The organism is Nostoc sp. PA-18-2419 (assembly GCF_005869855.1).
GTDB lineage: Bacteria > Cyanobacteriota > Cyanobacteriia > Cyanobacteriales > Nostocaceae > Nostoc.
Genome location: NZ_SZNH01000069.1, coordinates 1 through 14,467 on the forward strand (window position 1 = coordinate 1; position 14,467 = coordinate 14,467).

13 protein-coding genes and 4 pseudogenes are annotated in these 14,467 nt (G+C 38.7%); 12 read left to right on the plus strand and 5 right to left on the minus strand.

What is annotated here, in order from left to right; all coding sequences use genetic code 11:
* A pseudogene (locus FCR06_RS34060) lies at window positions 1-259 on the plus strand (transposase); the annotation flags it as partial.
* A gap of 18 nt (window positions 260-277) precedes the next feature.
* On the opposite strand, the pseudogene FCR06_RS31080 reads toward FCR06_RS34060, so the two are convergent.
* Window positions 278-499 (minus strand): annotated as a pseudogene (locus FCR06_RS31080) (helix-turn-helix domain-containing protein); the annotation flags it as partial.
* A 1,284-nt stretch (window positions 500-1,783) separates the two neighbouring features.
* On the opposite strand from FCR06_RS31080, the gene FCR06_RS31085 reads away from it, so the two are divergent.
* From FCR06_RS31085 to FCR06_RS31100, 4 genes and pseudogenes are all read left to right on the plus strand, one after another.
* Complete coding sequence (locus tag FCR06_RS31085) at window positions 1,784-2,350, plus strand: ferric reductase-like transmembrane domain-containing protein (RefSeq protein ID WP_138506669.1); 567 nt, start codon at window positions 1,784-1,786, stop codon at window positions 2,348-2,350.
* 77 nt (window positions 2,351-2,427) lie between these two features.
* A complete protein-coding gene (locus tag FCR06_RS31090; protein WP_138506671.1) occupies window positions 2,428-3,453 on the plus strand; it encodes a WD40 repeat domain-containing protein in 1,026 nt (341 codons plus the stop codon).
* A 233-nt stretch (window positions 3,454-3,686) separates the two neighbouring features.
* The gene (locus FCR06_RS31095; RefSeq protein WP_138506673.1) at window positions 3,687-5,465 is read left to right on the plus strand and encodes a peroxidase family protein; all 1,779 of its coding nucleotides are present in this window, start codon (window positions 3,687-3,689) and stop codon (window positions 5,463-5,465) included.
* A gap of 442 nt (window positions 5,466-5,907) precedes the next feature.
* Window positions 5,908-6,075: pseudogene (locus tag FCR06_RS31100) on the plus strand (IS6 family transposase); the annotation flags it as partial.
* A gap of 255 nt (window positions 6,076-6,330) precedes the next feature.
* Here the strand turns inward: FCR06_RS31100 and FCR06_RS31105 are convergent.
* The 3 genes from FCR06_RS31105 to FCR06_RS31115 form a co-directional block, all read right to left on the minus strand.
* Window positions 6,331-7,341 (minus strand): aldo/keto reductase, encoded by a 1,011-nt coding sequence (locus FCR06_RS31105; protein ID WP_138506675.1) that lies wholly within the window; start codon window positions 7,339-7,341, stop codon window positions 6,331-6,333.
* 171 nt (window positions 7,342-7,512) lie between these two features.
* A complete protein-coding gene (locus FCR06_RS31110; protein ID WP_189523652.1) occupies window positions 7,513-7,704 on the minus strand; it encodes a hypothetical protein in 192 nt (63 codons plus the stop codon).
* Window positions 7,705-7,872: 168 nt separating this feature from the next.
* On the minus strand, window positions 7,873-8,541 hold the full coding sequence (locus FCR06_RS31115; RefSeq protein ID WP_223280380.1) for a 2OG-Fe(II) oxygenase family protein: 669 nt from the start codon (window positions 8,539-8,541) through the stop codon (window positions 7,873-7,875).
* 127 nt (window positions 8,542-8,668) lie between these two features.
* Between FCR06_RS31115 and FCR06_RS31120 the strand changes: the two genes are divergently transcribed.
* From FCR06_RS31120 to FCR06_RS31130, 3 genes are read left to right on the plus strand one after another with little or no spacing between them, the layout of a single operon-like run.
* Window positions 8,669-9,610, plus strand: a complete 942-nt coding sequence (locus FCR06_RS31120) for a hypothetical protein (protein WP_138506677.1) — start codon at window positions 8,669-8,671, stop codon at window positions 9,608-9,610.
* A gap of 48 nt (window positions 9,611-9,658) precedes the next feature.
* On the plus strand, window positions 9,659-10,387 hold the full coding sequence (locus FCR06_RS31125; RefSeq protein WP_138506678.1) for a tetratricopeptide repeat protein: 729 nt from the start codon (window positions 9,659-9,661) through the stop codon (window positions 10,385-10,387).
* Complete coding sequence (locus FCR06_RS31130; RefSeq protein ID WP_189523653.1) at window positions 10,371-12,821, plus strand: CHAT domain-containing protein; 2,451 nt, start codon at window positions 10,371-10,373, stop codon at window positions 12,819-12,821. Before FCR06_RS31125 ends, FCR06_RS31130 begins: the two co-directional genes overlap by 17 nt.
* A 97-nt stretch (window positions 12,822-12,918) precedes the next feature.
* Here FCR06_RS31130 and FCR06_RS33225 read toward each other — a convergent pair whose 3' ends face one another.
* Window positions 12,919-13,086 carry a hypothetical protein gene (locus FCR06_RS33225; protein ID WP_189523654.1) on the minus strand — a complete coding sequence of 56 codons (168 nt, stop codon included), beginning with the start codon at window positions 13,084-13,086 and terminating at the stop codon, window positions 12,919-12,921.
* 89 nt (window positions 13,087-13,175) lie between these two features.
* On the opposite strand from FCR06_RS33225, the gene FCR06_RS31135 reads away from it, so the two are divergent.
* From FCR06_RS31135 to FCR06_RS31145, 4 genes and pseudogenes are all read left to right on the plus strand, one after another.
* On the plus strand, window positions 13,176-13,358 hold the full coding sequence (locus tag FCR06_RS31135; protein ID WP_138506682.1) for a hypothetical protein: 183 nt from the start codon (window positions 13,176-13,178) through the stop codon (window positions 13,356-13,358).
* Window positions 13,359-13,530: 172 nt separating this feature from the next.
* Window positions 13,531-13,692: a hypothetical protein gene (locus FCR06_RS33230; RefSeq protein ID WP_189523655.1), complete on the plus strand. Its 162-nt coding sequence runs from the start codon at window positions 13,531-13,533 to the stop codon at window positions 13,690-13,692.
* A gap of 7 nt (window positions 13,693-13,699) precedes the next feature.
* Entirely contained in the window at window positions 13,700-14,089 is a 390-nt protein-coding gene (locus tag FCR06_RS31140) for a transposase (RefSeq protein ID WP_189523656.1), read from the plus strand.
* 164 nt (window positions 14,090-14,253) lie between these two features.
* A pseudogene (locus FCR06_RS31145) lies at window positions 14,254-14,467 on the plus strand (IS630 family transposase); the annotation flags it as partial.

The window sequence follows — 14,467 nt, forward strand, 5'->3', positions numbered from 1 at the left end:
ATTCAATGGAAGGCATTGCCTAAGGATTCAATGGAAGGCATTGCCTAAGGAGAAGTTTGGCAGCCCAAGTGCAGTACATCGGTATTTCCAAGAATGGCGGGATGCTGGTTTTTTCGTTGAATTGTGGTGTCAGGGGCTTGCAGAATACGATGAGTTGGAAGGGATTGCCTGGCAGTGGCAAGCGGCTGACGGAGCAATGATGAAAGCCCCGATGGGAACGGAATCGGTAGGACGCAACCCTACCGACAGGGGAAAAAAATGGCAGCAAGAGAATATCACTCAGGTAACTCTTTCTGCCTTTATGATTTAAGCGCAGTCCCGAAATTCCATATTCTTTATAAGCGTTCTTCCAGCTTGTTATCGAACCAACGGACACATCTAAAATTGTTTGAATTTCCTCATACTTATAACCTTGATAAACCAGCTTTACTGCCAATGCTTTTCTTACCTCACGAGCATCTGGGCGACTGTCGAGCAATTCTTGTAATTCTGCGATCGCCATTTCTATATACTGGTTTATCATTGTTCGTTATTAGACATATATTTCTAACCGTATTATCTCGCGGTTTTTTTCAGAAATCAAATACTAGTCCTATATATATATACAAAATATTGTATTAGCTTTATATGAGATTTCAAACTTATATTAATGAAATTTATATGAGATTTCTAGATTTTATTTTTAATAAAATCTATCTAATATTACAAATAGAAAAAGTAGATTTTACAACTTCTAAAGAGTAAACTGCTGAAAAAAAGTAAAAACTTTAGTAAATCTACGTAGTATAAGTGCACACTGCGTCCCAAATTTTACGTATCTCGGCAAGATTCCTATCCGTTCAATCTGCGTTCGCTGCGCCTGTTGCAAGCGCACCTAGATTCCTACACCTAATATTATTGTAGTTAAAGCCTTTGATTGCGACTTATCAAACGACTGAGTACCATAAAGAGATCACATTTAGCTTGCTTTTTGAGAGTAAAAAGTGTTTTTTCTAATAACCCGAGTATCCTACTTTAGAGAAGCTTAAGGGATTTTCCTCAAAAATAACGATGTTAAGTAAGTGATTGTAGCCATAAATTAGAGATTCAAAAGATAAACATTAGGAGAAAAATGATTAATTTTTTAGTAATTAATAAATATCCTGAAATCAATAACATTATTATTTAATATTTGAAGACAGCAGTATTTAAAGTGATTATCACAGACAATAGTTTTATTATTAGTGTTATAAATTTTCTATTAATCATCGTTCTATGAAAGCATTGAACGCTGGTGTAAGAGAATTTTTGGTGCTTATCTTTTAGTAAGCATTCGAGCGACTTATTTCCAACTATAGACTGAGAAATTGGCAGACAAAAATCTTCTAAATCCTAGCTCTAATTACTCTTCATTCAGAGAAGCATTAACTAATCAGTTTAGTCAACATCAGGAGTAGTCAGATGGTATAACATGAAAAAGTTCTCTTAATAACTTGAGACTAATTATTCAACCTTATATCTTTTACCATTTATTGTTACCTTAGTTAGATTCAACATTCCTGGGATGAAACGCTGTTTCCTCAAGTTGATTGAATTAATGAATGATTTTCAAGCTTCTCCAATTCGTTCCTCTATTGCTAGCTAGTCTTCTTCCTATTTTCTTTCCTGAAGGTAACAAAAGAGGGATTAAACACTTATATATGGGTAACTTTACAAGTTTTACCAAAATTTTTGTAGCCTCTTATTTTGGCAAACGATTGTTATAAAAAAGTAGCTTTTATTCAAAAAATAAGGATAATTGGTGATGGCAGCAATCGATACAGTACCCTTAGAAAACAGCCTAGGATTTTTAGCTTTAGGAGCTTATATTCTCACCTTAATGCCCACAAATCTCAAAATCATTTTTCCTCAAACTAAACAAGCRAATCTTCCTAAATGGCTGTTGAAATATCGACGACTTATCGGTATTCTGGCTTTCAGCTTGGCTTTGCTTCACGGTTTTCTCTTAGTGAAAAAGAGAGACCTTGATTTTTTAGATCCTAATACCTATTGGATTTATATCCAAGGTATATCTACCTTCATAATTTTTACCCTATTGGCAATTACTTCTAATGACTGGAGTGTCAAAAGACTGAAAAAAAATTGGAAGCGATTACATACCCTGACTTACTTAGCTATGTTCCTGCTCACTTGGCACGTTTGGGACAAAATGTTAGATCACTGGAGCTATTTAACCCCGATTGGGCTAGTAGGGATTGTCACGACAACCCTTCTATTTCTGATGCGATGCTGGATTGAACATTGGAATAAACAACAAAAAGCGAAAGGAAAAGCGTTCTCATCTCAAATTCCAGAAAAAATTACTCTATAGTACCGCTAGTCTCCGACACCATTACGTAGTGGGTGCAAGTCAGATTATTCTCTCACTCACACAAGGAATGTCCTGTTATGAGATCGAAACAAATTACCTGGAAATCTTCAGCAGCATTCGCAATCAGCACTCTAACGATCTTGGTTGGTAGTAGCAGTTGTGCTAACCTATTGTCTTCCTTCCGAAACGCTAGTGTTGCTACTATCTCTGTTGCAACCACTCAACCCTTACATTCTGTCAAAGGAAATTCAGCTTGGATTTACGCGATCGCAATCAGCCCTGATGGACGCTTCCTCGCCAGTGGCAGTTACGATAAAAAAATTAAAATTTGGGATCTGCTTAGTAACACCTTACTCTATACTTTAGAAGGACACGGCGATGCAGTGGTAAGCCTTGCCATCAGTCCAGATAGCAAGCTGCTCGCTAGTGGCAGTTGGGATAACCGTATTAAACTCTGGAATTTAGAGACGGGGCAACTGCTTCGTACTCTAGATGGCCATACAGATGATGTAGAAGCCGTTGCCATCAGCCCCAATGGAAAGTGGTTAGCCAGTGGTAGTGCTGACACAACCATCCGCATTTGGAACGTGCAGACTGGCGTACAAGTTCATCAGTTATCGGATGGATTGTGGGTAAGAACTGTTGCTTTTAGTCCGGATGGGCAGACCTTAGCTAGTGGCAATGAGGGTGGTACACTCAAAATTTGGCGGCTGATGGATGGTGCTGTTCTAAAAACCCTGAATGCTAATTCACAAGCCGTGCGCTCAGTGGCTTTTAGCCCTGATGGACGGACTTTAGCGAGTGGCAGTGCTGATAAGACAGTCAAACTCTGGCAAATGCCCACTGGTAAATTGTTGCACTCCTTAATTGGACATTCAGGAGTTGTATGGTCAGTGGCTTTCAGTCCCGATGGCAAGAGATTAGCTAGTGGTAGCAATGATAGCACTATCAAGTTATGGAGGTTGCCTGAAGGCAAACTCTTGGAGAATTTGATAGGGCATGAGCGAGGCGTGCGGTCAGTAGTTTTCAGACCGCATGGAAACATGGTAGCCAGCGGCAGTGCCGACAAAACCATCAAACTCTGGTCTCTTCCTAAAGACTGACAAGAAGCTTTCAGAAAGTAAACAAATTTATAAAGAGGAAATCTGATGATAGACAGGGATACATCCTAGCCAACATTGATTTGACAAATAGGCTATGCCATCGCTGCTTACAAAAGTGTCAAAGCTGTCAAAATCACTTTCTTTTGATAAGTTTATCGAAATCTAAAGTGCAGATTGCTTTAACGCAATAGTCATTCAATCAATTAACTTTACCTTAATTAAGGAGCATTATTATGAATGGATTTGGTCACGGTTCCGTCGGCACACGAGAACAAGTATTTACACATTTACTACCTTTAAGAGCAAAAAGCTATCCGACCCATAAACTACTAAAACTTGCCAACAGCATAAAGTCAGAGCCTGATACCGTCAAAGATGGTCCTGATCCTGAAGAAAATTTGCTGTTACCAGCAGGTTATACATACTTTGGTCAATTCATCGATCACGATCTAACCTTTGATAACACATCATCTTTAAACCCAGTAGATATTGGTTCTCAAGATCGTTTGCCAAGTAATTTACGAACTCCACGCTTTGATTTGGATTCCTTATATGGTGACGGTCCTGATGCTCAACCTTTTATGTACGCTGAGGATGGGGCTACTCTTTTATATAAAAATGGTACTGAAAATCAGGTTAAACCTACCCTCAGTAATACAAAGCTAGTTGAAGACTTTAAAAATCAGGCAGAGCAAGATCTACTGCGTAGCCCCAATGGTCGCGCAATTGTTGGTGACAAACGTAATGATGAAAACTCGATCATCAGTCAAATTCAATTGTCTTTTGTCAAGTATCATAATGCAGTAGTAGCAAAGCTCAAACAAAACAATCACAGACTGCAAGACGATCAGAAACTGACGGGTACTGCTTTGTTTGAAGCAGCACGAAACGAAGTACGCTGGGTTTATCAAAAGATAGTGGTAGAAGACTTTTTGCCGCGCATTGTTAACGCAGATGTTCTAGAAGGTCTAAAAGACAAAACTCGTGACCAGCGCGCCCAAAACTATGCTCTTTACACAGAAGACAAACGCGAGAATTTACCCCGCGAATTTGTAGTAGCAGCTTACCGCTTTGGACATTCTGGAGTGCGCTTTGGTTATCGTCTCAACAATGATAAAAGCTTTAGCATTTTCCCAGGTAGCGATAATGACAATCCAGACGATGACAGTTTGTTAGGATTCGAGCCACTGCCGAGTCATCATGTCATTGATAACTGGGCGCGCTTTTTCCCACTCACAAGTCCAGGAGTCTTACCCAATGAGCCTCGTGAAAGTCCTGCTGGTGATACGCCCAATCCAAAAGTACGCTTACAACTAGCTTACAAAATTGATTCCAACTTGGTTGATCCACTTGGCGTTTTACCGTCCCCTGTATTGCCAACCAGCCAGAATGTTGGGGGGGTTATTAAAGAAGTTAAAGATGCGATCAGCCCTGACACCTTGCCAGACACAAAAGTAGTACCACCACGTCCATCCCTGGCACTGCTTAATTTATTGCGAGGCAACAACTACAGAGTACAAGGTGGGCAACAGATTGTCAAAGCTTTACAGGACAAAGGTTTTACTCAGGCTATCCCTCTCACATCAGATCAACTCAGTGTGCGACAACCAGCAGGTGAAAATTCGGCAGGGGATGCACTGTTCAAGTTTGAGCCAATTGCAGAGAGTCTGCAAAACGACACCCCTCTCTGGTTTTACATCTTAGCTGAGGGTCAAGCTCCTTTAGTAGATCACTTTGGTGTGGGAAAAAGTTTTTCCGAAGTAGACTTACTAAATGGTGTTGGCGCCAAAACTCAGCTAGGTTGGGTAGGTGGTCGGATTGTAGCCGAGGTATTTTATGGACTTTTAGATTCTGATCGGGAATCTTATATTAATAAAGCACCTAAAGATTGGCAGCCAATTTTAGGTGGTGATCAGACAGTTATCTTTGCTAACCTACTCAAATTTGCTAGCCAAAATATCGAACCACCTCCAACCAGCACAAGCACCGACAAAAACTCAGGTTTTTGCTAATGGGAAAAATGATAACTATGCAATCTGTTTTTGCTTGCTTGTAACTAGTTAGATATTATACCAATTCTTTATGAGGCTGCATTAAATAAAGCTTCATAAAGTCGTAAGAGGTAGGAAAAACAATCACCTCTGGTATAAGATTTTATAGTACAGAAGCTAATTTATGACGCAGTTGGGTAAGAGTTGAATGGCACTAAGATAAACGGAAATCATTGATATTAATGGTTTTAGGGTGTGGAATGTAGGGAATGAAGAAGTAACCTCTGTTAAACAGAGAGTGGGGCTGTTTCATTCCCTAAAGAGGAATGGCACTAACAAAGGTTGTGTTGCAAAAACTAGGGATAGTCTAGTATAAATGTAATTTACTAATAGTCTAGTATCAAAGTTTGCCCGGTAATGAACTCAAAAGAACCGATTTCTTTGGCGTCATTTCCAATCCGAGCTGATCTCACTATGTGTGCGGTGGTATCTACGATATCCATTGAGCTATAGAAACCTGGAAGAAATGATGCTGGAACGAGGGCTTTTGGTAGATCACACAACAATTTACCGTTGGGTACAAGCTTATGCTCCTGAAATTGAATCTAGATGCAGACGATACTTGAGTCCAATTTTTATGCTGCCAAAACCTGTTACTTAACAGTAATGAATTACCCTTGTAACTACTTTCTGTGACTCTCTGCTTTTCTTCCCCATTCTCCAATAACAGATGTTATACCTCTTGCAAAAGTAATCTTTGCACTCTTGCGGGTAAAGGGAAAAGGGACGAATGTTTTTCTTATTCCTTTCCCCCTTCCTCCCTTCCCCTTATCTCCAGAGGAAACCCCTCCTTTCCCCTTTCCCGATTTATGCAACAAGTCTATTGCTACGAGCGACTGGCAAAGGTGGTTGGGTACTGGTGTCCTAAGATGGGATGTGGTGTATAAGGTTCTTCGAGATATTTACGCTCCTCATCGGAAAGCTTCAAATCCAAAACCTCAACTGCTTCTTTGAGATGCTCTATCTTACTAGCACCAACGATTGGAGCTGTCACACCTGGTTGATGCAATAACCAAGCCAAGGCAATTTGTGCTGGTTTCACGCCGCGTTTTTGCCCTAATTCTACGACACGATCGACTATTTGAAAATCTGAATCTTGATAGTAGAGACTGTGGGCGAATTCGTCGGTTTTTGCACGCACGGTTTGACCATAGTCTTCTTTGCTGCGATTTCCAGCCAGAAAACCACGGGCTAAAGGACTCCAAGGAATGATCCCGATTCCTTGATCTACAGATAAAGGTATGATCTCTCTCTCTTCTTCTCGATAAACTAAGTTGTAGTGATTTTGGATAGATATAAAACGACTCCAACCGTGTTTGTCAGCTGTGTAAAGGGCTTTGGCAAACTGCCATGCATAAACACTCGATATTCCTAAGTAACGAACTTTTCCTGATTTGACTAGATCGTGCAGCGCCTCTAAGGTTTCCTCTATGGGCGTTTCGTAGTCCCATCGGTGAATTTGGTACAAATCGACGTAATCTGTTTGTAAACGCCGTAATGAGGCATCAATGCCATCAAAAATATGCTTACGAGACAGTCCTTGGTCGTTGGGACCATCACCGATTTTATTGTATACTTTAGTAGCAATAACTACTTGATCTCTTTTGGCAAAATCTTTGAGCGCCCGTCCCAGAATTTCTTCACTAGCACCTAATGAATAGACATCGGCGGTGTCAAAGAAGTTAATACCCAATTCCAAAGCTAATTTAATAAACGGGCGACTTTCCTCTTCTTCTAGTACCCATTGACGCCATTTCCGAGAACCATAAGTCATAGTACCCAGAGTCAAGCGTGATACTTTTAATCCACTTTTTCCGAGATTTACGTATGTTGTCATACTGTTTGCTCTACTTTTTGATAACGTTGTAATAGTTCTAATGCAAGTTGAGGAGCTTGATGTGCTTCATCGTTGCGTACTAGCTGGTTGTAAATATTAGCTAATTCCCTCTTCTAAACGTCCTTGAGTTTCTAATACATGAGTAACGGCATGGTGTGCTCAACGGTTATCTCATTTTAAAGCGATCGCACAAGTCGGCTCTGCCTCAACTGCTTTGAGAATGACTTGAGTATCGTTACCAACACCCAATAATTGATCGACAAAGCTATTGATAGCATCTACCACTGCTGATGAATCGGTGGTAATTTCTAGTTCAGATGCATCTTTGACCATTGATTTTTCCAGAGCATTGCACAGCGACATACATTACTTTGCAAAAGCTATGCTATAAACTACTGTATCTCAATCGTGTTAATGAAGTTAGCAATAGTTGGTATTCATTTTTTTCAGAAGTTGCCGAAGATGATTTGTTTGGAGGTTAGTAACTTTTACTCAGCATTGGCTCAACGCCGTGCCATCGCTAACAGCACTTTAAAACACTGTTTGGCGTAGTTCTGGAAATACTTTGGAGACTTTATTGAGAAGATAATCGCCATAAGTCCCGCGAAATTCGTGGACACTAGCTTTATCCCAGCGATCGCTTTGATTGTCATTCACTACTATGCCGTCCAGTTCAATGGGTTTGACTTCAATGTTGAAATTGGGATCAAAGAAGAATGAAAATGATAAGCGACTACTTGTTGATCGGTTCTGAACGCGGTGAGGTGTTGAGCGATACAGTCCTCGTGTCATCCGATCAAGTATATCCCCAATATTGCATACGAATGAACCAGGAATAGGAGGTGCATCTATCCAACCAGACTTTAATTTGACTTGTAATCCACCTGTATTATCTTGTTTTAGTATAGTTAATACTCCATAATCTGTATGTTCGCTAACGCCCCATTTAGATTCAGATAATGATGAATTAGGAGGGTAATTGAAAATCCGAAATAATATCAATGGTTTTTCTGTATAACGGTCTGGAAAGTAAGATTTTCTAGCCCTAAACTGAGAGCAATACCAGCCATTAGAGTATGTCCAAGTCTGGTCATTGAATCTATATAATCCAGAACTGTTTCCCGAAATTGGGGAATATTGGATGGAAAAAGATTTCCACCGTGCATTGGTACACCAGTTTTCACAAAGGTTGTGTTGCAAAAACCAAACTACAATATGCAGAATCCGCAGTTTGCAGGTGGCATCATGGACACTAATACTGTCAACGCAGACCAGATAAGTGGTAACATTGAGAACAATGACGCTTAAGAACGCTCAAGTCAAACCCATGTCGGATTCAAAAGACCCAAAGCAAGTCTCCAAGAACGACTTACGCAATTCCCAGTTTGGCGGTGGGTTGGTCAATGCTGAGACAGTGAACGCTGAGCGAATTGGTGGCGACATTTACAATATTCACTTTGGGCAACAGATGGCATCAGGTAGTCCGCCTCAATCGCAAAAACAAAAAGAGCGATCGCAGCAAGAACGAGACTCACTCGAAAAAGCTTATACACTGCAAAACCAGAGAGTTGACAGGATAAGAAACGCATGGGTAATAGAGACAGACCCATCCCGCAAGTTTCAATATGAACAACAACTTCAGGTAGAGGAGGTTACATTAAGGAAGCTTGGCGAAAAGTTGGATGCAATTGAACAGCAGTTGCAACCTACTGAGAATTCTGCATCAGAAGCAGCAGTAATAATAACTAGTTGGGAGTCAGTTAAACATACTGCTATTTATGCTCCAGAACAATTAAAGATGATTGATATTAAAACAAGAGAAGAAATAAGAGGATTAGATAAAGACGAAATTCCTAATGATGACAGTCACTGTATTAAGCTAGGACAACCTTATCGCTTGCACATAATTTTTCCGTATATAGGAAAAAACCTTTTGTTAATTAATGAGGACGCAGAAGGAAACAAGTATCTTATTTGTCCTTCAAAAGCTTTTGCAGAGGTTCCTTATAGTCTATTCTCTGAAAGACTTTACCTCCCGCCTAATGATCAAAAACCAGGACGTGCTAAATCTTTCAAGTTTCTTACAGAAGGAGAGGAATATTTTATAGCTATTCTTACAGAAGAAACTATTGAGCTATCTTGGGTAAATGAGGAATCTTTTAGTAAAGATATTGATTTAAATAAAGAACGCCTTGAAGAGATTCTTATGAAAGTAAATAGACAGACTAATACTCGATTTTTCTACAAGAAATTTAAGGTAATAATTTAATAAATTTATACTAATATTTTACTAAAGTCGAAGCATAAAAATTGATAAATGATTATTTTTTTAGCAAGTTTTACTTTAATAATAATCTTTTTTACTATCAAGAAACTAATTAAAGCTCGTAAAGCTTTATACTACTACAATAAAGGGATTGAACATCATCAGTTAGGAGAATTACAAGAAGCCCTTAAAAACTATAATAAAGCTTTGCTTTTTAAGCATGATTATGCTAGCGCTTACAATAACCGAGGTAATACCTATCTTCTCTTAAAAAAACCTAAAGAAGCGCTTAAAGATTTTAACCAATATATAAAAATTCAACCTCATACGGCTGAGAGTTACTATAATCGAGGACTAGCTTATTTTCAAATGAATAATCTTCAAGAAGCTATAAAAAATTATAGTCAAGCTATTCATATTGATCTTAGCTTTGCCTGTGCTTATTACAACCGAGGAATTATTTATCTTAATTTAAAAAAATTTCAACAAGCAGCCGAAGATTTTACATACACAATTCATCTCACACCTGATGATCCTGAAGCTTACGGAATGAAAGGACTAGCTTATGCTGAATTAGGAGATTTTCAAGCAGCAATAAAAGAGTATAATCAAGCCCTACTGATTGCTCCTAATAATGCTAATGTCTATTATAACCGGGGGAACCTCCAACGTAATTCAGGGAATCTTCAAGAAGCACTTGCGGACTATAACCAAACTATTCGTCTTTCTCCCCTTCTTGTTGCATCATACGTTAACCGAGCAATTGTTTATCGTCGATAGTGAAGCTCATCCACTATATCTTCATGCTTTAGATATTATAGCTAAAGTTTACGGAACTAACCATTCTCGTTATGCTACTTCTTTGAATAATTTAGCTCAATCATACTATTCAATGGGGCAATATGCTGAGGCTGAACCTCTATATCGAGAAGCTTTAGAGATTATCGCTAAAACTCAAGGTATTAATCATCCTCACTACCCAATTTCTCTTGATAGTTTAGCTCTGCTATATCATTCAATGGGAAAATATATTGAAGCTGAAACTTTATATCGAGAAGCTATAGAGATTAAATCTAAAGTTTTTGGTATTAATCATCATATCTATGCAGTTTCTCTGAATAATTTAGCTCAGTCATATATTTTTATGAGAAGATATGCTGATGCTGAATTTTTATATCTTCAAGCTCTAGAGATTTCTGCCAAAATTCTTGGAACTACTCATCTTGACTATGCTACTTATCTCGAAAATTTGGCATTTCTATATGCTGCAACTGAACGTCTAGAAGAAGCTTTAGGATTTATGCAAAAGTCAGCAGACATCCATTTCCAAACTCTTTCCCAAATCTTTAGCATCAGTACAGATAGTCAACGTTTTACTTATTTGCAACAAAACTACGTTAAATTAGAGTATTTTCTCTCCCTCGTTTTCCAACACTTCCCCAACATTCCTGAAACCGTACAATCTGCTTATAACCTGGTACTACAACGTAAGTCCATTGCCACTGAAACCGCTATCCTGCAAAAAATAGCCCTCCTATCAGAACAATATTCCCACCTCACCTCCAAACTCGAACAATGGCGAGAAGTTAGACAACAAATGGCTAAACGCTGTTTTGATATCCCCACTCCCGAACAATCTACCTACTACCAAAGCGAAATCTACTCTCTCAGACAACAAGCAGAAACACTAGAACGTGAACTCAATATCCCAGAAATTAACCTCCAGAAAGAACTGCAAAATGCAGACTACCGTACTATTGCCTTGGAATTACCCGAAGATACAACCTTAGTGGAGTTTGTGCGGTTTAATGTCTTTAACTTCAAAGCCATTTCTGGTAACTATGATTCTCAATGGTTTCCGTCTCGCTACCTCGCTTTTATCCTACCTGTCAAAGAGCCAGAACGTTTGCAAATGATTGACTTAGGAGAAGCTGAACCAATAGACCGCTTAGTGAGACAATTTCGAGAGTTTGTAGAAATTGCGAGGGGCTTGGATTTGGATGAAATTGTCGAAGCGGATGAAATTGAGCCAAAAATTGAATTACGCTCTCTTGTTTTTGATAAGCTCAAACCTTATCTCACCAAAAAATTATTCATCTGTCCCGATGGTGAACTCAGCTGCTTACCCTTTGAAGTGCTACCTACGGACGAGGGAGGTTATTTAATGGATGAATATAACTTCAACTTTCTGAGCGTCGGACGGGATATCTTGCGCTTCAAATCCCAAATTCCCACTAAAATTACCAAACCTCTCATTATCGCCAATCCTGATTATAATTTAGCAGCTAAAGACAATAGCATTTCTTCTCTGTTTGCAGAAGAAAAACTAGGGTACAGATCCGTTGTTTATCAACAATTGGTTAACTCAAGAAGAGGACAAATTTTTTCGCCCTTACCCGGAACCGAAATAGAAGGAGAAAAAATTGCCAATCTATTAGGTGTAGAGGTAGTTATGCAAGCTCAAGCTTTAAAATCCGTTCTCTCAAAAATCAAAAGCTCCCCTTATATTCTTCATATTGCTACTCACGGCTATTTTCTCGAAGATATAAAACCGAAGCAAGAAGAAAAGATTAGGCAAAATTTCTTGTTATTAAATCTTTCTGCATTAGAACGTTTGCAATTAGGTAGTAGCCAAAATCCCCTTCTCCGTTCAGGATTAGCTTTGGCTGGAGTTAATACCATGCTTGATGGAAAGACACTACCGGAAGAAGCTGGAGATGGTTTATTGACTGCTTTAGATGTGCAATCTATAAATTTAGCCGGAACAGAATTAGTCGTTACTTCCGCCTGTGAAACTGCTTTAGGAGCTATTCATAGTGGGGAAACTGTCGTTGGATTGCGTCGCTCGTTTATCCAAGCAGGCGCAAAAGCAGTGGTAATGAGTCTTTGGAAAGTTCCTGATGTCGCTACTGCTATTTTAATGGAACGTTTCTATTATTACCTGTTAGAACTAAAATTAAGTAAAGCTGAAGCCTTGAAAAAAGCTAAATACGATGTACGAAATCTGACCATTGCTCAAATGCGTTCTCAATGGCTTACTGAAGAAGCCATAGAATGGACAGAAACCCATAGTAAAAACATTGCTGCTCATTTACGTCAATTAAGTCAAAAATCTGACGATTCTGAACGCCCTTATGAGCATCCTAGTTATTGGGCAGCATTTATTTGCTTGGGTAATCCAGCACCTCTCAAAGAATTCAAAGCTAATTTTTAGTTCTATATATTTTGTAATTTGTAGCATTCGGCTACAGTAGTCTTGGGATTCCTTTGAAATAGCTCTTAACTCATTTCCTAAGTTAATTTATCTCCAATCATTCTTCTTCATCTGTCACATCATTGAATGCTGAATCATCCACAGCCAATACAGGCTTGTCCATAGCAGCTTCAATTTTGGCAAGTATCATCCGTTGACACGATGCAATAAAACCCTCAAAATCATCCTTTTGTAGTGTTATTGCGTCGATTTGATGAGTTGCCAAAATTGCATTCATACCTGCATCGTCTAGCTGATACTAATTCACGAAAGATGTGATACAGATAACTAAGGAATAAATATTAACGAGCAAAGATGGCTGGAGTCACCAAAATAGAAATAGCTGAGTCAGCAGAAGAATTACATGAGCTACTGAGAAAACAAAAAACAGTATCAAGTCGTGAACGGATTCAAGCTCTGTATTTGCTAAAAATCGGACAGGTAAAAACAATACAGGATGTGGGAGTGGTGTTGGGAAGAGCAAGGGTAACAGTGTAAAGATGGTTAAAAGATTATAGCCAGTCAGGAATAAACAGCCTCTTGTCAACTAAATAAGAATACAGGCAGACCACCAATCATCAACTTACAGGCAAGGGAGCAACTAGATAGAGAACTTGAACAACCGGAGGGATTCAAAAGTTATGAAGAAATCCGAACATGGTTGAAAGCAGTGGAAGGAGTAGAAGCGTCATATAAAGTAGTACATGATACAGTAGGTTATCGAATGAAAGCGAAGTTAAAAGTACCAAGAGCAGTAGGGATAAAACACAACGAAGAAGCAGAATCAGAATCAGAATTTAAAAAAACTGCCACAATATCTAGAAATAATTAAAAAACACGTGATAACACCAGTAGATAAACAAAGAAGAATTAGATATTGGTGTGGCGATGAAAGTCGTGTGGGATTAAAAACTGAAGCTGGGAGACTAATTACCAAAAAAGGTACTAAGCCTATCGGTATCATGCAGTGGAAAAGGGATAATTTTTATTTATATGGATTAGTGGAAGCATTAAGTGGAGAATATTTTATCTGGGAATTTTCTCATTTAAACACAGCTTGTTTTAATATATTTTTGGAAAAATTTTTGGAACATTCACCTCAAGATATACATATTCTTCAGTTAGATAATGGAGCTTTCCATTTTAGTCAGTATCTTCAGATACCAAAGAACATAATTTTGTTATTTCAACCACCACATACACCTCAAGTTAACCCAATTGAGAGATGATGGGAGGAAGTTAAAAGGTATTTAAGTTGGGAAAGTTTCTCAAGTTAAGATGAATTAAGAGAATTTATCTGGAAGCGATTGGAGCAATTAAACACATTAATCATTACTTACAGCAATTTCGAGGTAAATGAGGTACACATAGTATTGGTGCATCAAGACTTAAAATGAAAGCATACTCAATCGATTTACGAGAAAAAATAGTAAATACTTACGAAAAGGGTGGTACTTCAATAAGAAAGGTTGCCGTGCAATTTGGTGTAGCAAAAAGCTATGTGCAAAAGCTAATCCAACTTCATAGAGTGCAAGGACATCTAGAACCCAAAAAGCAAGGTGGAGCCATGAAGGGTAGGCTAGATGATTTCGTGAGCGAATTAGCCG